17 protein-coding genes are annotated in these 22,766 nt (G+C 41.8%); 7 read left to right on the top strand and 10 right to left on the bottom strand.

Annotation, left to right across the window (positions count from 1 at the left end):
* Positions 1-61 precede the first annotated feature (61 nt).
* The 4 genes from M1F26_RS13020 to lrp form a co-directional block, all read right to left on the bottom strand.
* Positions 62-1,405: a replication-associated recombination protein A gene (locus M1F26_RS13020; RefSeq protein ID WP_094960674.1), complete on the bottom strand. Its 1,344-nt coding sequence runs from the start codon at positions 1,403-1,405 to the stop codon at positions 62-64.
* An 86-nt stretch (positions 1,406-1,491) separates the two neighbouring features.
* Entirely contained in the window at positions 1,492-2,112 is a 621-nt protein-coding gene (gene lolA / locus M1F26_RS13025; RefSeq protein ID WP_140170802.1) for an outer membrane lipoprotein chaperone LolA, read from the bottom strand.
* An 88-nt stretch (positions 2,113-2,200) separates the two neighbouring features.
* Entirely contained in the window at positions 2,201-5,857 is a 3,657-nt protein-coding gene (locus M1F26_RS13030; RefSeq protein ID WP_318839320.1) for a DNA translocase FtsK 4TM domain-containing protein, read from the bottom strand.
* Between the two features lie 424 nt (positions 5,858-6,281).
* Positions 6,282-6,776 (bottom strand): leucine-responsive transcriptional regulator Lrp, encoded by a 495-nt coding sequence (gene lrp, locus M1F26_RS13035; RefSeq protein ID WP_004256338.1) that lies wholly within the window; start codon positions 6,774-6,776, stop codon positions 6,282-6,284.
* Between the two features lie 534 nt (positions 6,777-7,310).
* Here lrp and trxB point away from each other — a divergent pair.
* The 6 genes from trxB to infA all read left to right on the top strand — a co-directional run bounded on the left by trxB (position 7,311) and on the right by infA (position 15,126).
* Positions 7,311-8,270 (top strand): thioredoxin-disulfide reductase, encoded by a 960-nt coding sequence (trxB, locus tag M1F26_RS13040; protein ID WP_004256339.1) that lies wholly within the window; start codon positions 7,311-7,313, stop codon positions 8,268-8,270.
* A gap of 182 nt (positions 8,271-8,452) precedes the next feature.
* On the top strand, positions 8,453-10,132 hold the full coding sequence (locus M1F26_RS13045; protein WP_140170804.1) for a DUF4153 domain-containing protein: 1,680 nt from the start codon (positions 8,453-8,455) through the stop codon (positions 10,130-10,132).
* Between the two features lie 413 nt (positions 10,133-10,545).
* The gene (gene cydD / locus M1F26_RS13050) at positions 10,546-12,312 is read left to right on the top strand and encodes a heme ABC transporter permease/ATP-binding protein CydD (protein ID WP_140170805.1); all 1,767 of its coding nucleotides are present in this window, start codon (positions 10,546-10,548) and stop codon (positions 12,310-12,312) included.
* 2 nt (positions 12,313-12,314) lie between these two features.
* Positions 12,315-14,057: a heme ABC transporter ATP-binding protein/permease CydC gene (cydC, locus tag M1F26_RS13055; protein WP_140170806.1), complete on the top strand. Its 1,743-nt coding sequence runs from the start codon at positions 12,315-12,317 to the stop codon at positions 14,055-14,057.
* Between the two features lie 7 nt (positions 14,058-14,064).
* Entirely contained in the window at positions 14,065-14,766 is a 702-nt protein-coding gene (gene aat, locus M1F26_RS13060) for a leucyl/phenylalanyl-tRNA--protein transferase (protein ID WP_140170807.1), read from the top strand.
* 141 nt (positions 14,767-14,907) lie between these two features.
* Positions 14,908-15,126: a translation initiation factor IF-1 gene (infA, locus tag M1F26_RS13065; protein ID WP_004244560.1), complete on the top strand. Its 219-nt coding sequence runs from the start codon at positions 14,908-14,910 to the stop codon at positions 15,124-15,126.
* Positions 15,127-15,186: 60 nt separating this feature from the next.
* Here the strand turns inward: infA and clpA are convergent, their stop codons facing one another.
* A complete protein-coding gene (gene clpA / locus M1F26_RS13070; RefSeq protein WP_004256354.1) occupies positions 15,187-17,469 on the bottom strand; it encodes an ATP-dependent Clp protease ATP-binding subunit ClpA in 2,283 nt (760 codons plus the stop codon).
* Positions 17,470-17,500: 31 nt separating this feature from the next.
* On the bottom strand, positions 17,501-17,836 hold the full coding sequence (clpS, locus tag M1F26_RS13075) for an ATP-dependent Clp protease adapter ClpS (RefSeq protein WP_377145624.1): 336 nt from the start codon (positions 17,834-17,836) through the stop codon (positions 17,501-17,503).
* Between the two features lie 378 nt (positions 17,837-18,214).
* Between clpS and cspD the strand changes: the two genes are divergently transcribed.
* Positions 18,215-18,460 (top strand): cold shock domain-containing protein CspD, encoded by a 246-nt coding sequence (gene cspD, locus M1F26_RS13080; RefSeq protein WP_004256359.1) that lies wholly within the window; start codon positions 18,215-18,217, stop codon positions 18,458-18,460.
* Between the two features lie 73 nt (positions 18,461-18,533).
* Here cspD and M1F26_RS13085 read toward each other — a convergent pair whose 3' ends face one another.
* The 4 genes from M1F26_RS13085 to M1F26_RS13100 form a co-directional block, all read right to left on the bottom strand.
* Positions 18,534-19,484 (bottom strand): DUF1177 domain-containing protein, encoded by a 951-nt coding sequence (locus M1F26_RS13085; RefSeq protein ID WP_140170808.1) that lies wholly within the window; start codon positions 19,482-19,484, stop codon positions 18,534-18,536.
* 251 nt (positions 19,485-19,735) lie between these two features.
* A complete protein-coding gene (locus tag M1F26_RS13090) occupies positions 19,736-20,488 on the bottom strand; it encodes an IclR family transcriptional regulator (protein WP_004256362.1) in 753 nt (250 codons plus the stop codon).
* Complete coding sequence (locus M1F26_RS13095) at positions 20,485-21,318, bottom strand: nitrilase-related carbon-nitrogen hydrolase (RefSeq protein WP_140170810.1); 834 nt, start codon at positions 21,316-21,318, stop codon at positions 20,485-20,487. The genes M1F26_RS13090 and M1F26_RS13095 overlap by 4 nt, the downstream gene beginning before the upstream one ends.
* 10 nt (positions 21,319-21,328) lie before the next feature.
* Positions 21,329-22,675, bottom strand: coding sequence for a purine-cytosine permease family protein (locus M1F26_RS13100; protein ID WP_004256368.1), 1,347 nt, complete (start codon positions 22,673-22,675; stop codon positions 21,329-21,331).
* Positions 22,676-22,766 lie beyond the last annotated feature (91 nt).

The following is a 22,766-nucleotide window of genomic DNA, read 5'->3' on the forward strand; positions in this document are numbered from 1 at the left end:
CATTCCAGCACAACAAATAAAGTAAAGTATTTCGCTATATAACCTTACCGCATTGCCTAGTTTAGCGATAGCGTTTTGTGGTGCTAATTTGATCCTGTTGGGCTAACCAGTCTAATTTTTCAGCAAACTTGCTTTCTTGGCCCCGTTTCGTAGGGTAGTAATAACGTGTTGTTTGCATAGGTTCAGGAAAATAATTTTCTCCCGCAGCATATGCGTTAGGTTCATCATGTGCATAACGATATTCTTTCCCAGCACCCATTTCTTTTAATAGTTTAGTTGGGGCATTTCGAAGATGTTCTGGCACATCGTAGTCTGGTTGCATTTGTGCATCTTTAATCGCTGCTTTATAGGCGGTATAAACCGCGTTACTTTTCGGCGCACAAGCTAAATAAACAATAGCTTGGGCAATTGCACGCTCGCCTTCGGCTGGCCCCACTCGCGTGAAGCAATCCCAAGCTGAAATGGCGACTTGCATCGCACGAGGATCCGCATTCCCCACATCTTCTGATGCAATTGCAAGTAGCCGACGGGCAACATACAGAGGGTCACCACCCGCAGTAATAATCCTTGCAAACCAATACAGTGCGGCATCTGGTGCTGAGCCTCTAATCGACTTATGCAGAGCAGAGATTAAGTCGTAATAACGGTCGCCTTTGTTATCAAACCGTGCAGTACGTTCACCGCTAACTTCTTTTAACAGATCAGCGGTTAAAATACGCTGCCCTTGGCTATCAGCCTCTGCCATATCTGCCATCATTTCCAGCAGATTTAATGAACGCCTAGCATCCCCATTAACCAACTGAGCGACCATTTTGCGCGTGTTATCAGGCAGAACAATATTTTGCCCACCAAGGCCACGAGATGAATCTGCCAGTGCTTGTAACAAGACCTGTTCAATATCATTTTCTTCAAGGGATTTAAGCAAATACACCCTAGCACGTGATAATAACGCGGAATTTAATTCAAATGATGGGTTTTCAGTTGTTGCACCAATAAATGTAATCGTGCCATCTTCTATATGAGGTAAAAATGCATCTTGCTGGCTTTTATTAAAACGATGAACCTCATCGACAAATAAAATGGTTCTCCGCCCCGCACTGCGATTTTGCCGGGCTTTTTCGATGGATTCTCGAATTTCCTTAATACCAGAAGTAACTGCTGAAATACGTTCGATATCGGCTTGTGCATAATTACCAATAATTTCGGCAAGGGTTGTTTTACCTGTTCCAGGGGGCCCCCATAAAATCATGGAGTGCAGATGACCCGCTTTAATCGCACGTGGCAACGGCTTCCCCTCAGCCAATAAATGCTTTTGGCCAATATACTGTTCAAGGGTTTCAGGCCGCATTCTTGCTGCTAAAGGTTGAAATTCATTCTGCGAAAAATCAAGAGACAGGTTACCCACTATATCCTCTTTTTTACTTCTTAAAATATCTTATATATTAACCAGCAAGTATGAATACTGCTGGCTAATATTTTCTCTAATCAAGCTTATTTAGCATTTGAACGCTGGTCATCTAAAGTGACGCCTTTTGGTACTGTAAACTTGAATTTACTCGCATCAACGCGACCATTTTTTTGCTCTTTTAATTGATAAGCACTGGTTTGGCCATCTTGTTCAACCGCTGAAAACTGCTCAATCGTCCCTTCGGGAGAAACCGTAATGGAGAAACGTTTTAAAGTCCCATTAGTTTGTTTTGGTTTTAAATCAAACGTATTTCCCTGCTGAATGATTGAGTACTGTTTCCAATCTTTCGGGTCGTTACGTGTAATTAGTAGAAATGGCGTATCCTGCGTAGCATCTGCTAAATTAGTCACCGTCACTTGTTCTACGAACGGGTTATAAAACCACAAATCTTTACCATCTGACACCAATACGCTTTCATCAGGTGATGTCATGTTCCAATTAAATAAATTTGGGCGCTCAAGCCATAAATCCCCAACACCTTCTTGAACCAAATCCCCTTCAGGACTCGTCACCTTTTGCGAGAAGCTAGCTTGGAAGCTATTGACCTTATTCAAACGTTCTTGAAGGTCTTTGCTTGCGTCTGCCAATACTTGGCCAATATGTAAACTCAGGGCTAACGCACCCAATAACATCATTTTTTTCATCGATGAGAGACCTTAAAATTATTACCATAAGAGGTGTTACGTCTTTATACACCCCTTAAATTAAACCAGCAATTAGCACACTAAATTATTAATGTCCCATTGACGGAGGAGCAAGAACTTCACGGTTACCATTGTGCCCTTGCTCACTGACAATACCTTGGAGCTCCATTTGCTCAACAATCCTTGCAGCACGGTTATAACCTATCCTAAATTGGCGTTGAACCCCAGAAATGGAAACGCGTTGTTTCTCAACAACAAACTCAACTGCCTGGTCAAACAGTGGGTCAAGCTCTTCACCTCCGCTATCATAACCACCACCTTCGCTATCGTCACTACAGGTCGTGATGCTATCAATATATTGTGGTTTACCGCGAGCTTTCCAATCATTCACAACTGCATGAACCTCTTGGTCACGAACAAAAGCACCGTGTACACGCACAGGAATTGAAGAGTTTGGTGGTAAATACAGCATATCCCCCATGCCTAGTAAAGATTCAGCGCCGCCTTGGTCAAGGATCGTGCGTGAGTCAATTTTACTGGATACCGTAAATGCAATCCGCGTTGGAATATTTGCTTTGATTAGTCCAGTAATGATATCAACCGATGGCCGTTGAGTTGCCAATACTAAATGAATGCCCGCGGCACGTGCTTTTTGTGCCAACCGTGCAATTAACTCTTCCACTTTTTTACCTGCTGTCATCATTAAATCGGCAAATTCATCAACCATGACAACAATGTAAGGTTCTTTTTTCAGCATTGGGTGTTCTACATCCATGCTATCACCGGGTTTCCAATGTGGATCAGGAATTGGCCGCCCCATTTCTTCTGCTGCTTTAATGCGGTCGTTATAACCCGCTAGGTTACGTACCCCTAATGCAGACATGAGTTTATAACGGCGTTCCATTTCATTCACGCACCAGCGCAAGGCATTCGCCGCATCTTTCATGTCAGTAACCACTTCAGTCAATAGATGCGGAATACCTTCATAAATGGATAACTCCAGCATTTTCGGGTCAATCATGATAAAGCGAACATCTTCGGGTTTGGCTTTATACAAGATACTGAGGATCATTGCATTCACCCCAACCGACTTACCAGAGCCGGTTGTCCCCGCAACGAGTAAATGAGGCATTTTCGCTAAATCCGCAACAACAGGGTCACCTTCAATATCTTTACCCAATACAATAGTGAGAGGAGATGGGTTTTTGCGGAAATCATCGCAGTCTAAGACTTCACTTAGGTAAACGGTTTGCCGTTTCTCATTAGGGAGTTCGAGGCCTACATAAGGTTTACCCGGTATCACTTCTACAACACGTACGGCTACGGTTGATAACGAACGAGCAAGGTCACGTGACAATGTGGATATCCGTGCAGCTTTTACTCCCGGTGCGAGGTCAAGTTCAAACCGAGTAATGACAGGGCCTGGAGAAAAACCAACCACTTCAGCTTTAACGCGGTAATCATTAAGCCTTGCTTCAATCAACCTTGCTGTTTGTTCTAGTTTGAACATATCCACTGGCTCTTCTTGTGCTGGCGGACTTGCCAGCAAATCAAGAGATGGCATTGGCGTTGTTGGTTTTGGTAATGGTTGGTCATTACGCACTAAGAACGGGTGGAATAAGCTATCTTGCTGTGGCTGCTGTGGCTGCTGTGGCTGCTGTGGCTGCTGTGGCTGCTGTGGCTGCTGTGGCTGCTGTGGCTGCTGTGGCTGCTGTGGCTGCTGTGGCTGCTGTGGCTGCTGTGGCTGCTGTGGCTGCTGTGGCTGCGCAAAAGTTTGTGTTACTGATGGTGAGCTAGCAAGCCCTTCAGCGATATTATTTTGTGGGGTACCTGCTGTAACAGAAGTCGCGCTAAATGATGGCATAAATAATGGGTCAGCTGGTTCGTTGTCAACCAAATCATCAACAGGGGTAAAACTATCCAGCACAGAGAACTCTTTTCTTAAATCAATTTTAGGCTCAAAGTCTTCTTGCTCTTGTGTAAACTGAGATTGATAGCCATTATCCACGACTGGCACGGCCTCATCAGGCTCTGGAATTGTATGCGTATTATTGGATTGTTGTGAAGCTGACGCCCAACGGTGTTCAATTTCTGGCTGCGTAAATGCGCTGACTCTATTGTCAGTCATTGGCTCATTTTGTAATTGCTCATCATGCGAGTGCAGGCTATTAAGCGATACATCATAATCAGTTTCATCAACTTCACCATAACGTTCACGTTGCTGTTCTAAGAACTGCGCTCGTAGTAATTCGTCTTGTTGTGCCTCATCATCAGTTTCAGGTTGCTCAGACTCACTCGTAGACCACTGCTGATATATTTGTTCACGTTTAGAGGCCTCTTCTTCGCGCCGCTGTAGTTCCGCATCACGTAACGATGGAATACGAATACCATATAACTCACGACGAGTCGGCAAACGAACAGGATTTGGCCGTGGAAGCTCTGGCTCCATATTTTGTTTAACCTGAGCATGGCGCTCCAGTGCAGCGACTGAAATACCCGCAGCCGCTAATGCAGCTGGATTAGAGACCCTTTCAGTAACTGATGATGGAATAAAACTTTCTGTTGTACTTGAAGAGTCAAGTGGGAGCACTGATGTTGCTTGAGCTTCAAACGCAGCTTGATTAACAGGTGTTTCTTGTTTATCCGAATATTCTTGATAAGCGGTATTGTCTTGTTTTTGTTGTTCTATTTGTTGATTATGCTGAACACTAAATATCGGTTCTTCTGGTGCAACATACGGTGACGCTTGAACTAACGGCTCATTAACGGTATCTGATGTTGAATCAAAACTTGCACCGAGCTTAGGCTGGTAATCTTCTGGTACTTCAAAATGATATGTGCTCGGCTCATCCACTGCAGAGAAAGCAGGTACCGAATCTTGCTCTGATGTGTTTTGATTCACTGAAGGAATTGGGTTTTCTGTAGTAACAACCGCTTCACCCGTATTTTTTTCCGTTGTTGGAGCGACTTCAGTGACTAATTCAGCCACAGTGGGTGCGGAAAACAAAACATCATCCGCATCAATATTTTCTAGGCTGTCATTGGCTCTGTGCTCAGCTTCTTGCGCACGCTGTAAAGCTCCTTCAGTTTCTTCAACGTCGTAATCATAGTTATCTAAATCGTCTCCCCTCGCTCGATTTGTTAGCAAAGTAATAGGGAGAAGTACCGCTGCACCAATTTTTTCTGCGATTGTAAGCCATGACCATCCCGTAAACAGCGTAAAGCTTATCGCCCATAAAAACAGCAATGCTAACGTAGCACCTAATGAATTGAACCACGGCATAATTGCATTACTAAATACACTGCCAATCACACCACCAGAGGCGAAATTAGGTAAGTCGTCAAAATTGAGAGCCGCAAGCCCACAAGAAGATAAAATAAGTGCTAAACCACCTATTAATCTTAACGATAAAGAGAAAAAATCAATATATCGGCGCCGACTTTCATATTGGAAAATCGCCCAGCAGCCTAGGAGTAATAGTGCAGGAATGGCAAATGCAAGAATACCAAAAGCAGAGAAAAGAATATCTGCACTCCATGAACCTACACTACCCCCTAAATTCTTCACTGGGGCATTCCAAGTGGTCTGTGACCAGCTTGGATCTGAAGGGCTGAAGCTCAATAAAGCCACCATTAAGAAGAGTGCGCTCAAGCATATTGCGAGCAAAATAACCTCTAATAGCCGTCTTCCGCTACTTAGTTTTTTAAATTTGATATGTTTATCTTCTGTATATTCTTGGCTCATTATTATTTCTTTGCTAACTGATGTTCTTGACTAACCTAGGTTTATTCTACCATTAAACGCCTGACTCTGCCTGTTTTACAGCGACTAAGAGATATCAAGGCTTCACAAAAGCACTAAGGTGCAGTATTCCATCTAATGTATGATGATTCAATTTCTATTTCTCGTCAAAAATCCTAAATATTTATAGCTTTAGAATCAATAAATTGGAAATAAAACTTATCAGTTGCTAAGTAATTTACGTAAAACAAGGTAGAAAGGCATGGATAGCAGCCAGTTGAAGCTGTGAAACAGCAAAATATTACGTTTTTATAAAGCAACAAATGAGGCGAGAAAAACGGAACAACGCTGAGTAAACTCAGCGTTGAAACTGCAGTGCGGCAACAAAGCTGAAATGCTGTGCTGAAGCGAGGTTAAAAAGCACTAATTAGCGAGTTTTGATCACTAAGCGGTTGCTTTGTTTAACTTCTTCCATAACTACATAGGTGCGAGTGTCGTTTACGCCTGGTAAACGTAACAGAGTTTCACCTAACAGTTTACGATATGCGGACATATCTGGCACACGCGTTTTCAACAGGTAGTCAAAGTCACCAGAAACCAAGTGGCATTCCTGAATTTCTTCCAGTTTTTGAACTGCTGTATTGAATTGCTCAAATACATCCGCAGCACCACGGTTAAGTGTGATTTCAACAAACACGAGCAAAGATGCATCTAAGTAGTGTGGATTTAATAACGCAGTATAGCCAGAGATAAATCCTTGTCTCTCAAGGCGACGTACACGCTCTAAACAAGGTGTTGGAGATAAACCAACTCGTTTAGATAACTCTACGTTAGAAATTCGCCCGTCTTTTTGTAGTTCGTTTAATATATTCCTGTCGATACGGTCAAGGTCTTTGCCAGGACGCTTTTTATTGTCAATCATCTCTTTATCTCTCTTTCTCTAATTGTTATTTTCTACATCTAAAAATAAGCACCTTAGCCACCACCTTTTTTATTTAGGAATTCGTGTTCAGGAGCAAATTTTATTCATAATGCTGAAGTTAGTGTGAATGTAATTATCACCCACAATGTTTACTTGTATTTTAAATTTGTAAGTAGTGTAAAGTTAATTTTCCAGCAAGAACAAAAATGCGCTATTTCCATTGATCAGCTAGATAATTAACTCTTACACTGATGTTTTCGCAAATGCGCAGCCGATTGTCAAAGCAAATGAATAAAAATCAGTACAAGATTTCGCTTTTTTTTCCAGTAAAACGTTTCGCAGCCTTAATTCAAGATAATTCCTAAAAATTGTGATGCGTGACACAAGCAACTTTTGTCATATTTTTTTACATTTTGTCGGTGTTACCTATTGATGAAATAAGCCAAATGAAACTAAGTCGCACTTAAACCACTTTTGTTAACCTCTTATTTCTCCTACAATCTGATAAATGCTTTTTAGATTAAAGAGGAATTCATGAGCACAACAACACATCGCAAGTTAATCATTCTTGGTTCTGGCCCTGCGGGCTATACTGCGGCTGTCTATGCTGCACGTGCAAACTTAAACCCAGCATTGATTACTGGGGTGGAAAAAGGCGGTCAATTGACCACCACAACTGAAGTTGAAAACTGGCCTGGTGACCCAGAAGGTTTAACCGGTCCAGGGCTTATGGAACGCATGCATGAGCACGCGTCAAAATTTGACACCGAAATCATATCTGACCATATCCAAAAAGTGGACTTAAAACAACGTCCTTTCCGTTTAATTGGCGATGAAAATGAATATACCTGTGATGCATTAATTATTGCAACAGGGGCTTCCGCTCGTTATATCGGCCTACCTTCAGAAGAAGCGTTCAAAGGCCGTGGCGTTTCAGCTTGTGCAACCTGTGATGGTTTCTTCTATCGTAACCAAAAAGTCGCTGTCGTTGGTGGCGGAAACACTGCGGTAGAAGAAGCATTGTACCTTTCTAATATTGCTTCAGAAGTTCATTTAATTCATCGTCGTGATAGTTTCCGTGCAGAAAAAATCCTGATTAATCGTTTAATGGATAAAGTTGAGAACGGTAATATTATTCTGCATACCGACCGCACATTAAATGAAGTATTAGGTGATGATATGGGCGTGACGGGTGTGCGCTTAGAATGTACTAAAACACATGCAACAGAAGATATCCCTGTTATGGGGGCATTTATTGCCATCGGCCACAGCCCAAATACAGCTATTTTTGAAGGCCAATTAGATTTAGACAACGGTTATATTAAAGTGCAATCTGGCACCCAAGGCAATGCAACTCAAACTTCTGTTGAAGGTGTGTTCGCGGCTGGTGATGTTATGGACCATATATACCGCCAAGCAATTACCTCTGCGGGCACAGGTTGTATGGCAGCCTTAGATGCAGAACGTTATCTTGATGGCTTAGCATCAAAATAATCAATAAGTGATTGTAATTTAGATAGGCTTCAATTTTTCCTCAATTGAAGCCTTTTTTATTACTTATACTCCCCATCCTAACTATTGGTTTTGCATATATTTTTAAGACCAAGTTTATATTGTACTTTTTTAATACTGCCTATACTGTTTTTACATAACATTAATTAATATAAGGTGTAGGTATGGGGCAACAATTAGAACGTGATGCCATTCGCGGTTATTCTTATTTTATTATTGTCATACTTGCCGTGATTCAAGGCATCGTCATCACAGCCACTACTGATTACTCTATCCGCCTAGAAAGCCAACTAAGCGCCACCACCCTATATCTGCCTATTTTGCTCGCCATTTTTGTTCCTTCAGCAATCAGTTACCTAATTACCAATGCAAAATCCGCTATTTTTTATCTCAACATTGCGGTCATTATTGGGTTAATTTTCTGGCTCAATTACTGGCATGCCCAAGACTTTCTAAATTCTTCAGATACAGACCCATTCTTCGCCTTTATCACCCTCACCGTCCTGCTCTTTTTTATACTTCCTTGGATGCAATCGTGGCAAACCACAAAAACATGGAAAATTGATTACGGTTGCTTAATGGGGCTATATATTAAAAATACCTTTCTGGGTATTCTCGCTTCTATAATCGGTGGGTTGCTAACATTAATCGTAAAAATAGCCAGTTTTTTATTTGGCATTGTTAACCTAACTTTTTTGAGTGAAGCTCTTGATAACGACGTTATCTATTGGGTGAGCTTTGCCCTTGGGTTCAACGTGAGTTTAGCTTTTTTACGCACAGCACTGAATGTACAACTCAGTAATTTTGTTAGCTTTATTGCGCGTTTTTTCTTACCTCTATTGAATATTGTTGCTGTTATTTTCTTAGGCGGTTTCGTTGTTTCATTCTTTTCAGGTTTAACCTCTGCAGGCTTAGGCTCCGCAGTAATGCTGTGGTTTTTAATTTTAAACCTTATTTTTATCAATTTCGTGTATGGCGATGGCACAACCCAATATCAATTCCGTGCGGGTCTCAACGGTTTTGTCTTAATTAGCATTATGTTACTTAATGCATTTTCAGTGCTTTCGCTCTATGGAATTTTAGTACGAGTTAACCAGTATAGTTGGAGTGTTGAGCGCCTATACGCCTTTACTATTGCCCTATTCCTATTTGTATTGGTTTTTGCTTATAGCATCGCAATTATCTATAAAAAATCAGCCTGGATGTCCTATTTAGGCCCTATCAATAAAGCGGGAATTTTGTCTCTAATTGCCATTATATTGGTCATTAACAGCCCTATTGCTGATTTTAAACGCATCACACTGAACAGTATTCTTGCGGGGATTGAAAATGGCAAAATCAAAGTCAATAGCTCGCTTGCTTATGACTTAAAACAATTAGGTGAGAAAGGGCAACAAGCTTTTGAAAAACTCAATAATAACCCTGAATATCAAAAACTATTCCAAACCAGCCCTTATGAAGAAGAACAGCGCAGATCGCTAAAATCAGTATTAATTCAAGCTCAAAATAGCCCTGCAATACCGGAGAGTTGGTTCGACCTCGGGGAAAACCTTAGCAGTGCTTGGTATTGTACCTCACAATACGACCCATACCCGTGTGTGGGCTTTATGGCCGATGTTAACCAAAACAATCAAGATGATGTGGTTATGTGCTATTCCTATCCAAGTAGTTCTAGTATTGATTGCAATATATGGCAACAAACGGAACAAACCTGGGAGTTAATGGATACGCAAACTCGCTCATTTAATACCATGAAAGAAAAAGATCAGGCTTGGGATAATTTATTAAAAGGAAACTATAGATTAAAACCCAAAGAATGGTTAATGATAGACCCCACATTCTAATTGTAGTGAAAAATGCCGGTGGCTTAACATTTCTTTGTTAAGCCACCTTTTTATTACGTAAAAATACAGTAATATCCCAATATCATTACATCTAAAAATTTACTGAAATATTAAATTTACCTTTATAAAACAATTTAATAACAAAGCACAACTCACTTTAAATAACCCACTTTTATTAGGTAACATATCGCGGTGAAGCTGTTATGATGTACTCTAATACTCGAATTTGTGGGTAAGATCAAAAACGCAGATTTTCTTATAATCACCAATTGCGTTACCAGATCAAAATTTATCGTTCTCATGCGGTTTAAAACAGGTCAACTGCAATATCACGCATGGTAAAAACAACGTTAGGGTGATGTTTCCTAACTATACTCAATGACATTAAAACTACACCTGCTAACTAAATCATTATGGATAAATCAAGACAGACTGAATTGGTACGTTGGTTAAAACAATACAGTGCCCCTGCCAAGCGCTGGTTGCGGATCTCTATGTTACTAGGCATTTTGAGTGGATTACTGATTATTGCTCAAGCTTGGTTCTTAGCTGTTATCTTACAAGCATTGATTATGGATAACGTTCCTCGAGAACAGTTATTAACCCCTTTTGTTCTTCTGCTTTGCGTTTTTATCTTACGCGCAATTGTCACTTATGTACGAGAACGCGTTGGCTTTCGTTGTGGCCAAGTGGTGCGCCAAGAAATACGTACCATGGTACTCGATAAACTTCAAGAACTCGGCCCTGTGTGGGTTAAAGGTAAGCCAGCGGGTAGCTGGGCTACAATTATTCTTGAACAAATTGAAGATATGCAAGACTACTATTCGCGCTATCTTCCTCAAATGTATTTAGCTGGGATCATCCCCATTATGATCCTGATTGCTATTTTCCCCTTTAACTGGGCTGCAGCACTTATTTTATTCGTCACTGCCCCGCTGATTCCTATCTTTATGGCATTAGTCGGATTAGGCGCTGCGGATGCTAACCGTCGTAACTTTATTGCCTTAGGTCGTTTAAGCGGGAGTTTTCTCGATAGATTACGGGGCCTTGATACCTTACGGTTATTTTTTCGTGAAAAAGCAGAGATTAAGCAAATTCGTGAATCAACAGAAGATTTTCGTTCCAGAACGATGGAAGTATTGAGGATGGCATTTCTGTCTTCTGGCGTTCTTGAATTTTTTGCGTCGATTTCTATTGCTGTTGTTGCTGTCTATTTTGGTTTTTCCTACTTGGGCGAAATGAACTTCGGTAGCTATGGTTTACCTGTCACGCTATTTGCAGGTTTTCTTGCCCTGATACTTTCGCCAGAGTTTTTCCAACCATTACGTGACCTTGGCACATACTACCACGCCAAGGCGCAAGCTGTTGGTGCCGCTGAAACACTCGAAACGCTATTAAACAGTGATGGCGAACAAAAAGCTCAACAAGGAACCCAAACACTGAGTGATGAGGCTATCTATATTCAAGCTAAACAATTAGAAATTTTATCCCATGATGGTGTGCGCCTTGCTGGGCCATTAGATTTCAATATTGAGCCACAACAACGTATTGCAATTGTTGGTCAAAGTGGTGCGGGAAAAAGCTCATTACTGAATTTATTGTTAGGCTTTTTGCCTTATCGCGGTTCCATCACCATAAATGGTGTTGAACTTCGTGAATTATGCCCTGATAAATGGCGTGAATTACTCGGTTGGGTTGGGCAAAACCCTCACCTTCCAGAGCAAACACTGGTTGAAAACATCTGTTTAGGCAAGCCAAATGCTACAGAAGCGGAAATTCAACAGGCGATTGATAATGCATATGTTTCCGAATTCTTAGCCCATTTGCCTGATGGCCTAAATACCAAGCTGGGTGACTATGCCGCTCGCCTTTCGGTCGGGCAAGCTCAGCGAGTTGCCGTTGCACGAACCCTGTTGAAACCCTCTCGTATGCTCCTTCTAGATGAGCCTGCTGCGAGCTTAGACTCCCACAGCGAACAACGTGTTATGCAAACACTTAACCAGCTATCAAGTCAGCAAACGACCCTTTTAGTCACCCATTTACTGGAAGAAACCCTTGATTATGACCAAATTTGGGTAATGGCTAACGGGCAAATCATTCAACAAGGTAATTACACACAGTTAAGCCAGTCAGAAGGCGCTTTTGCCCAGTTACTTGCCCATCGCAGTGAGGAGCTTTGATAATGAAAATTTTATTACCTTTCTTAGCCCTTTACCGCCGCCATTGGTTTTTAATTACATTAGGCATTATCTTGGCGATTGTGACCTTACTGGCAAGTATTGGCTTACTTACCCTTTCTGGTTGGTTTTTAGCCGGAACCGCCATTGCTGGTTTTCCGGGTCTTTACTATTTTAATTACATGTTACCCGCTGCGGGTGTCCGTGGTGCCGCTATTTTTCGTACCGCTGGCCGCTATGGAGAACGCCTAGTTAGCCACGATGCTACTTTTAAAGTACTTGCTCATTTACGGGTTTTTGCTTTTAGTAAAGTATTGCCCCTTTCGCCGGGTGGTATCAGTCGTTTTCGTCAAGGGGAGTTACTCAATCGTCTGGTCGCTGACGTAGAGACCCTAGATCACCTCTATTTACGTGTTTTATCGCCGATCATTACTGCATTTTTTGTTACTTTTGTCCTTATTTTTGGTTTAAGTTATCTCGACCCTCGTCTTGCTTGGACACTGGGTGGCATCATGCTGTTCTTGCTATTTACAATGCCATTTATATTTTATCGTGCAGGAAAACCCATTGGCCGTGAGCTAACCGAATTACGTGGAAGTTATCGCACTATTTTAACCTCCGCACTGCAAGGGCAAGCTGAGTTAACATTATTTGGCGCCACTGAACGTTTTCGCCAAAACTTGCTTAATATCGAAAATAAGTGGCAAGTGCGTCAACAACAGCAAGCGGCACTCACTGGGTTATCTCAAGCCATTATTTTATTTGCCTCTGGTGTTACAGCAACACTACTTCTTTGGATGGCTGCCGACCATGTAGGGGGCGATACAAAACCGGGAGCACTGATTGCTTTATTTGTATTCTGTGCGCTAGCGGCTTTCGAAGCATTAGGCCCTGTTGCTGTTGCCTTCCAACATATGGGTCAAGTGATTGCATCTGCCACTCGCGTTTCCCAATTAATGACCGCAAAACCAGAGGTAACTTTCCCAAGTGAAAGCCCTTCAATCGCAACATTGGAAAATCTGACTGTCGATAATATTTCATTTACCTATCCAGAACAGCCATTTGCCGTTCTTCAAAATGTGTCTTTAACATTAAATAAAGGCCAACACCTTGCTTTATTAGGTAAAACAGGTTGTGGTAAATCCACTCTTCTGCAGTTATTAACCCGTGCTTGGGATGTTGATAGCGGAACCATCTACTTAAATAGCACGCCTATTAACGAATTTAGCGAAAAATCGTTACGTAATATGATGTCTGTAGTACCACAACGGGTTCATGTCTTTAGTGATACATTGCGCAATAATCTGTTGCTCGCCAATGAACAAGCGACGGATACCGAATTAAGCGAAGTATTGCAGCAAGTTGGTCTAGGTAATTTATTAGAAAACGAATTAAAGCTTAATGCGTGGATGGGTGAAGGCGGCCGACAACTTTCTGGAGGGGAACAACGCCGCTTAGGTATTGCCCGTGCTTTATTACATAACACACCATTAATTCTAATGGATGAACCAACGGAAGGGCTTGATGCACAAACTGAACAGCAAATTTTAGCACTGTTAAAAGAAAAATGTGCCGATAAGACGTTAATTGTCATTACTCACCGTATGCAGGGCTTAGAGGAAATGGATAACATCTGTGTGATGGATAATGGTAAAATCATCGAACAAGGTACCCATCAAGCGCTGTTAGGTATGCAAGGCCAGTATTATCAGTTCCGCCAGCGCCACTGGGCACAGCAACCGCTCTGAGGCGTATATGTACCAATTAGATGATGACTCCTATTTATTCCCTCCCGTGTCTGAAGCCATGCGGGAGCCCAATGGCTTATTAGCGATTGGCGGAGATCTTTCATCAAAAAGGCTGCAAGCTGCCTATTATGATGGTATCTTTCCTTGGTTTAATCCTGGAGAGATGCCTTTATGGTGGTCTCCGGACCCTAGAGCAGTACTCATGGTTGGTGAACTCCATATTAGCCGGTCAATGAAAAAAGTTTTAAAAAAGCAGACTTATCGCATTACTGTTAACCATGCATTCAAGCAAGTTATTGCAGCTTGTTCTGTACGCCAAGAAGGCACATGGATTTTACCCGAAGTTCAAGCTGGGTATTTAGCGCTACACCAAGCAGGTATGGCGCATTCCATTGAAGCTTGGTATGGCGATAAACTCGTTGGAGGCCTGTATGGCGTGAACATGGGGCACCTATTTTGTGGGGAATCTATGTTCAGTAGAATGAATGATGCATCCAAATTTGCTTTTATTACATTCTATTTTCATTTTTTGCGCTATAATGGGCAACTTTTTGATTGTCAGGTACTTAACCACCATACCGCCTCAATGGGCGCAAAAGAGATATCCCGTAGGGATTTTTTACATATTCTTTATCGGTGGCGTGACAAAGCGATTGACCCCGCCTGCTGGATACCGCAATCGATTGAAATACCGCCAATTTTCGATTAATGAATTTTGGTTTTACATTAATTTTATTCCTTCACTTAAAAATAAAGATCGCGTTAAAATGCGACACTTCTTTACTTAGTGCGGGTTTTTGGGCATTATCTTGCCCGTTAAAAATCACGGTTATTAAACTTAGAGGATTAGATGGCCAAAGAAGACAATATTGAAATGCAGGGCACAGTTTTAGATACCCTGCCAAACACAATGTTCCGTGTTGAACTGGAAAACGGTCACGTGGTGACTGCTCATATTTCTGGAAAAATGCGTAAAAACTATATCCGCATCCTGACAGGCGACAAGGTAACTGTAGAGTTAACACCTTATGACCTGAGCAAAGGCCGAATCATTTTCCGTAGCCGTTGATATTCTCTTCAGGCAAGGCCTGACAACCACAGGTGCATTGATACACCTGTGGTCTATTCGTCAGAATACCGCATCCTCCGGAGAGGCCTTGTGCACGCTACTGAAGCTGTATGTCAGTGTGTTACTTTTTTCATCAAGCCCGATACTTACAGAGCCACCATTGGTTAGTGAACCAAATAACAACTCGTTTGCTAATGGTTTTTTCAGGTTATCCTGAATGGTGCGAGCCATAGGTCGGGCACCCATCGCTTTATCATAACCTTTTTCACACAACCAGCGGCGAGCCGCGGCGCTAACTTCAATTGATACACCCTTTTCATCAAGCTGAACTTGTAATTCCACAATAAACTTATCAACGACTTGCGTAATAATTTCTGGAGTTAATGAGTTAAACCAAATGATACCATCAAGGCGGTTGCGAAATTCTGGTGAGAACGCCTTTTTGATTTCAGACATCGCATCAGTGCTATTATCTTGCTCAGCAAAACCAATAGAACGGCGCTGAGTTTCTTGCACCCCAGCGTTGGTTGTCATTACCACAACAACATTACGGAAATCCGCCTTACGACCGTTATTGTCTGTTAACGTTCCGTGGTCCATTACCTGTAAAAGAATATTAAACACATCTGGATGCGCTTTTTCGATTTCATCTAACAGCACCACTGAATGCGGATGTTTGATAACCGCATCGGTCAGTAAACCACCTTGGTCAAAGCCGACATAGCCAGGAGGCGCACCAATTAAGCGGCTAACCGTGTGGCGCTCCATATATTCAGACATATCAAATCGCAGCAATTTGATATCCAACGCTTTCGCTAACTGGACGGTCACTTCGGTTTTACCCACCCCTGTTGGACCAGCAAATAAGAAAGAACCCACAGGTTTATTTTCTAACCCTAAACCTGCCCGATTCATTTTGATTGCCTCAGACAATGAATCTATCGCTTTGTCTTGTCCAAACACTAACATTTTCAAACGAGAGTCGAGTGTCTTGAGTTTATCTTTATCGCTTGAGGAAACCGTTTTTTCAGGAATACGGGCGATACGCGCCACAACTGTTTCAATTTCAGGCACACCAATGGTTTTTTTACGCTTACTTGGTGCAACCAGTCGCGTTCGCGCCCCGGCCTCATCAATCACGTCAATGGCTTTATCTGGCAAATGCCTGTCGGTAATATATTTAATGGATAAATCCACCGCCGCTTGGATCGCTTTTGCGGTATAACGAACATCATGATGAGCTTCATACTTAGGCTTCAACCCATTGATGATACGAATTGTTTCTTCGGGAGTTGGTTCTACAATATCAATTTTCTGGAAACGACGAGCCAACGCTCTATCTTTCTCAAAAATACTGCCAAATTCTTGGTATGTTGTTGAACCAATAACACGAATTCGACCACTTGATAGCAACGGTTTAATTAAGTTCGCTGCGTCAACTTGCCCACCAGACGCGGCTCCTGCACCGATGATAGTGTGAATTTCATCAATAAATAAAATGCTCTTCGGATCTTTTTCCAGCATTTTTAATAATGCTTTGAAACGTTTCTCAAAGTCACCACGGTATTTGGTTCCAGCCAATAATGAACCAATATCTAATGAAAAAATTGTGCAGCCTTTCATTACGTCAGGTACATCATCTTGCTCAATACGCCATGCTAGCCCTTCAGCAATCGCGGTTTTACCGACACCTGACTCACCGACTAATAGTGGATTATTTTTACGACGGCGGCACAATACTTGAATCGTACGCTCTAATTCAGCCTGACGTCCAACCAGAGGGTCGATATTCCCTTTCTTGGCCTGCTGGTTCAAGTTGGTCGTAAAGTTGTCCATATGGTCTTCTGGGACCGGCTGCTCTTCGTTTTGCACACTATTAGAGGAGATATCTTGTTCTGATGACGACTCTTCGCCTTTTATCGTGCCATGAGAAATATAATTAACTACATCTAAACGGCTTACATCATGCTTGCGTAATAAGTACGCAGCTTGGGACTCTTGCTCACTAAAAATCGCGACCAATACGTTTGCACCGCTGACTTCGTTGCGCCCAGATGATTGCACATGAAAAACAGCGCGCTGTAATACACGCTGAAAACTCAGCGTAGGCTGGGTGTCTCTGCTATCATTTTCGGGTAACAAAGGTGTAGTTTGCGCGATGAAGTGTTCAAGTTCTTGACGTAATGCAACAAGATCAACCTTACAAGCATCTAAAGCTTCGCGAGCAGAGATATTACTCAGTAACGCTAGCAATAGGTGCTCTACAGTCATAAACTCATGGCGACTGTCTTTCGCTTTCGTAAAAGCTACGTTTAAACTAAGCTCCAGTTCTTGATTGAGCATAAGCACCTCCCAAAATTGATATTAAGCCAAATTAGACTTTCTCTATAGTGCAAAGCAAAGGGTACTCATGTTCACGAGCAAAAGTATTGACTTGCGCCGCTTTAGTTTCAGCAACCTCTGCAGTAAAAATTCCACAAACTCCCTTTCCTTGAATATGGACATCTAACATTATCTGTGTAGCGCGTTCTTCATCAAAAGAAAAGTATTTTTGTAACACTTCGACAACAAAATCCATCGGGGTGTAATCGTCATTATTTAATAGCACCTTATACATCGATGGTGGCTGTAAGGTTTGTTCTATTTCATCTTTAAAAATGACGTCAGTTTTAAATGTGCCCAGAAAATCACTCATTGCTTTCTTGCTCAGTGTTTAACTTCAATTTAAGCATAGTCTTTATTATCAACGATTTCTATCAATCATATTGATAACATCATAAAACTATACCATTTAGTTACTATGCTGTTTTTTGTCTATATTGCATCAAGCGACAGTGTATCATGGGAATCACCTTTGCTTCCATGGTTAGCAATCTGTGAGCCATATCAAATATTATAGAAAATGAGCGCTATTGATTAGCGAATTCTTAACACTTTCCAGCAATTCCTGAACCGTACCTCTTGACCTTAGAAGGTAATTTATTACAGTATATTTTACGAACAAATAACATCGTATTTATACTTATTTTGTATGTGTTTTTTATACATCGTTCTAAATGCAAATACTGGTAAATTTGAAGGATAAAATATGGAGACGGGTATCGTTAAGTGGTTCAATAACGCAAAAGGCTTTGGTTTTATTTGCCCGGCTGATGGCGGAGAAGATATTTTTGCTCATTATTCCTGTATCCAAATGGACGGTTACAGGACACTAAAAGCAGGCCAGAAAGTTCAATTTAGTGTGACTATTGGCCCAAAAGGTAATCATGCAGACCTCATTGTTCCTATTGAAAATGAGGATGTTCCAGACAACACAACAGAATCGAATTTATAGCTCACCAATAGAGCACAGTTAATTATTTTAATAACACTGACAACGCTAATAATTAACTGTGACTATTTATAAATTAATCATTTTTTGCTGCATTATTACCTGCTGTTTGCAGGTGTGACATATCACCATACAATGATGTCAATAAATCATATTGTTCAACATCATAAAACGCACATTGTTTTCCTGTGAATGCTTTAGCCACTTCTATCATAAATTTTACAGTAGCCGCAATATCAACCTCATGGCTAGCCCCTGTAGAGCAACCTGGTACTACCGTTTCTGAGCAAATAGCGACACCAACCACTGGTGCAGATGTTGATACCGCAGGTTGTAATATACTGTTGATATGATGTAGACCATTACCATATGGCGTAATGTCTTGAATTGATAATGGAAATGTCACCGCTTTTTGGCCACTACTCCACTCCATCAAACGAATTAAATCCTCTGATACAGGTAAAATATAACCATTTTTTACTGTTGGAGACAGTGCATACCCTTTATGATTGAGTAAACGATTTCCCTTCGTGGTATCTACGGACAAAATAGCATCCGCTTCAGGGATCGCCTCATGTTGATTCATCGTGGCATCTTCAAGGGGCGAGTCCATAAAATCAACAGGTGTATGCGGACGTGTTGGTGCATTTGGGCAAATATGGGTCGTGATCACGACATCACCGAGTAACTGGTCACCCTTTTCATGCATTTGTGCCAGTTTAAGCGCTGCTGCAAGTGCGGCAATCGCACCATCTGCATCAGACACAACACCTATTCGAGAAGGCCTAGCACCAATTCCACCTAAACGCCCGATGATTCCCAGTGTTGGCGCGTCTTTATGCTGTGATTTACCTTGTGTTCCTGGAATAAGAATGCGAACAAAGTCACTTTGTCCTTTGTGATCCTTAACCGTTTTAGACATGACTTCAATGTGTGGGAAATCTTGGAACAATGCAACAATGTCTTCACCTTTAACACTAGCGCAATCGATTAGATCATATACGCAAAGAGTTTGTTTTAGACTCATTGTACTTCCTTTAATTTTAATTATTTTTTATGAGAGTAAAGAGCTACTTTGAGATTAACTCGCATAGAATAGCGAGTTAATCTCATTTCACTCTAGATGGAATCTCACGTAATAGAGGTTCCATTTTTCCTGATGAAGGCGTATTCACGCACTTAAAATGCTAACAATATTAAATATTTATAATTTACTATTTACTTCAACTACTTACTTCAACTACTTACTACTTTTTGCTTTTATAACATGAAATAATCTCATGACTTATTCATGCTTTTTTGCAACCAATACGGGTCACCCACCATACACCCAAGATAAGCGGCTTTATGACAAAGGCTCTTAGATAACTGCACCATAACCTCATCATTCATTTGTGCAGCAGGCAAACTTAAACACAAGGCATATAACGTATTTTGTGCAGGGTCGAACACCGTGCTGGATATGGAAGCGACTCCAGCAACGGATTCATCCATCGAAAATTCCCAGCCACGATCTGCCACTAAGTCCAAACGCTCAACTAATTTACCCCGTTCTTCTTTTGGTTCACGGTCGATAATTTTTGACCGCTCATTTAGCGGTAACCTTGCTAATAGTGCACGCCCCGTTGACGTTCCCAGTATGGGTAAGCGGGTACCCGGTTGAGTGATCACTTGCAGCATGCTATTACCAAAACGAGCATGAACAACACGAACCATATCATCATCAAGTGCTGACACATAACTGGTAAACCCACTATCTTTCGCAAGTTCATCAAGTGCTTCAAGCATCATATCGATTAGCGGGTTCATCCCCCTTGCCCGATGAGCTAATTCCATAATCAGCAAGCCAGGTCGATATATCGGTGCATTGTTTTTCTTTTCCAGCAATCCGAGTTCAGCCATTTGCTTTAAAAGACGGGAGGCCGAGCTTTTTGGCATACCTAATTCATTAACCAACGTTGTCACCGTCAGTTCATTGCCTGAACGTAAGAACAGTTGGTAAACATCAACCACGCTAGATAAAATACTCATGACCCTAAACCTTGGGTTAATACACTGTAGCTTTGTGGCTTTCTGTCTCTCAGATAAGGCACTTTTAAACGTGTATGGGCTTGGTTTAAAAAATCAACCTCACCGATTAATAGCTCTTCGCCCTCACAGCTCGCTTCACAAAGTACTTGGCCGCGAGGACCTAAAATCTTGCTACCACCAAATAAATGCAGATCTTCTTCATGACCCCAACGGTTCACTGCAAGTAAGTGAGTTCCATTTTCTAGTGCTCGACAGGCGCTATTAATATCCCATACATCTCGATCTTGAACACACCAAGCTGAAGGGGCTAATAACAATTCCGCGCCTTGTAATGTTAAAATTCGTGCGACTTCTGGAAACCCCATGTCATAGCAAATCATGATACCGATTTTACCGATCGGCGTTTCAAACACAGGGAAACTATCACCTCGTCCAAACCATTGTTTTTCTATGCCGAAAGCATGAACTTTACGAAAAACACCACTAATACCTTCACACCCCGGGTTCCAAACACCGACAGAGTTATAGATATCGCCTAAATATTCACCGCGCTCAACAAAACCGCTAACAATAGTGATATTTAAACGAGTAGCAAGTTCGCTAAATAGCGTATAAGTTTCACTTCCGATGGAATCGCTTAAATCCCACAACTTAGTGGTCAGTAAGTCACCACGGTAACCCGTTGTCGCCAGCTCAGGGAAACAAATCAGTTTTGCCCTTGAATCTGCGGCTTGTTGGCACAACTGTGCCATGCGTTGTAAATTATTGGTTTTATTGCCAAGTTCTGAATCAAACTGAGCCAGAGCAACTTTAACTTTTGTACCTGACATTGTTTAATCCTTAATCTAAATGAGAGACTTTGCGAAAGTGTACCGTTTCAACACCTCTCGCTTTCGCCTGCCAGCGCATGCCTATCCAATAAGCAACTGCACCAGTAATCAAAGAGTTAAGCGCTGGGATACCGTAGTCTGCATGCAGCGGACCTAACTCTGATGTCCCCCAGCCAACCAGTACTGCGATCACCCACACCACGAGTGTTACTGGGTTATATGCTTCACAGCTCGGTGGTAATATGCCTTGCTCTCGAGTGATATCTAGTTCTTTCCGATCACGTTTTAACAAGTAATAGTCAACAACCATAATCCCTGCGACAGGAGGAATGGCTATTCCTAAGTAAATTAAGAAACCGATAAAGTTATCTAATATCCCTAACATTGAAGCGATTGTGCCAAAGATACCAATCACCCACGTTAAATAACGACGGTCAAAACGCTTATTAAATATGGCATTTAACAGTGTTGAAAAACCTAACGATGATGAATACAAATTGATATCATTCATTTTTATTGTTGAGAAGATAACAATCGATGCACCTAATAGGCCTGTCAGCGCCATCATTAAATCAAATACTTGGCTTGTACGTAATGACAGCGCCATTAGTACCGCTATCATATTGACCAGTAACTCACCAAAAAATGTGCCGATAAGCGTCATCCAAAACACATCTTTAGGCCCTTTCATGAAACGGCTGATATCGGGTGTTGTCACTGCTGCAATAATAAAACCACCAGCAACCATTGTGATGGCAGCAGGCATAGTCATTAATGGCCCGGCGGGTTCAGTGTCATTGATAAGCGTACCAATGTCTTGACCTGATAATAAATTATATGTCGCCCAACCTAACGCGAATAAAAATAGCGGCGTTGAGATATTGGCAGTAATAGATAAAAATCGATACCCATATACTGTTATAACCGTCACCGCAATACCTGTAATAAGTGACCAAGTCCCTGGTGTTAGCACATTAGTCGCTTTATACATTCCATCCGCAAAGAAACCATTTTGGACGCCAAACCAACCCATTAAGGAGATAGCAATCGCACCACCAATGAGGGCTGAGCCTAACTTACCAAAACCCGCCCACCGAGACAGTAGGCTGATCGACATTCCTTCGCGGCACGCAGCCGCTCCAAGCCCCCAGCTGACAACCTGTAAAATTACAGATCCAAGCATCGTTGCCCAAAACGCCTGCCAAAAAGTTAACCCATACCCAAGAGCCGCACCTAACATAACTTGTGAAACACAAGCTAGTGCGCCAATTCGTAGAATTAACACTTCATAGAACGGCCTACGAGCACTTTGGGGTACCCGAGCCAAAGAATAATCTTCACCTGCTTTATTCGCCATATCGCACCTGCTGTGTGGTTGTCTTTGCTTAGTTTTTTACTGGCTTTATTATAAGTTCCATTATATGGAACTAGGTTTCATTTATTCTACA

This window comes from Providencia sp. PROV048 (genome assembly GCF_033688165.1).
Classification (GTDB): Bacteria; Pseudomonadota; Gammaproteobacteria; order Enterobacterales; family Enterobacteriaceae; genus Providencia; species Providencia hangzhouensis.

Excerpts from the sequence above, each read along its gene's own strand:
- lolA (WP_140170802.1), bottom strand. The coding sequence starts at position 2,112 with ATGAAAAAAATGATGTTATTGGGTGCGTTAGCCCTGAGTTTACATATT.
- M1F26_RS13030 (WP_318839320.1), bottom strand. The coding sequence starts at position 5,857 with ATGAGCCAAGAATATACAGAAGATAAACATATCAAATTTAAAAAACTA.
- lrp (WP_004256338.1), bottom strand. The coding sequence starts at position 6,776 with ATGATTGACAATAAAAAGCGTCCTGGCAAAGACCTTGACCGTATCGAC.
- trxB (WP_004256339.1), top strand. The coding sequence starts at position 7,311 with ATGAGCACAACAACACATCGCAAGTTAATCATTCTTGGTTCTGGCCCT.
- M1F26_RS13045 (WP_140170804.1), top strand. The coding sequence starts at position 8,453 with ATGGGGCAACAATTAGAACGTGATGCCATTCGCGGTTATTCTTATTTT.
- cydD (WP_140170805.1), top strand. The coding sequence starts at position 10,546 with ATGGATAAATCAAGACAGACTGAATTGGTACGTTGGTTAAAACAATAC.
- cydC (WP_140170806.1), top strand. The coding sequence starts at position 12,315 with ATGAAAATTTTATTACCTTTCTTAGCCCTTTACCGCCGCCATTGGTTT.
- aat (WP_140170807.1), top strand. The coding sequence starts at position 14,065 with ATGTACCAATTAGATGATGACTCCTATTTATTCCCTCCCGTGTCTGAA.
- infA (WP_004244560.1), top strand. The coding sequence starts at position 14,908 with ATGGCCAAAGAAGACAATATTGAAATGCAGGGCACAGTTTTAGATACC.
- clpA (WP_004256354.1), bottom strand. The coding sequence starts at position 17,469 with ATGCTCAATCAAGAACTGGAGCTTAGTTTAAACGTAGCTTTTACGAAA.
- cspD (WP_004256359.1), top strand. The coding sequence starts at position 18,215 with ATGGAGACGGGTATCGTTAAGTGGTTCAATAACGCAAAAGGCTTTGGT.
- M1F26_RS13085 (WP_140170808.1), bottom strand. The coding sequence starts at position 19,484 with ATGAGTCTAAAACAAACTCTTTGCGTATATGATCTAATCGATTGCGCT.
- M1F26_RS13090 (WP_004256362.1), bottom strand. The coding sequence starts at position 20,488 with ATGAGTATTTTATCTAGCGTGGTTGATGTTTACCAACTGTTCTTACGT.
- M1F26_RS13095 (WP_140170810.1), bottom strand. The coding sequence starts at position 21,318 with ATGTCAGGTACAAAAGTTAAAGTTGCTCTGGCTCAGTTTGATTCAGAA.
- M1F26_RS13100 (WP_004256368.1), bottom strand. The coding sequence starts at position 22,675 with ATGGCGAATAAAGCAGGTGAAGATTATTCTTTGGCTCGGGTACCCCAA.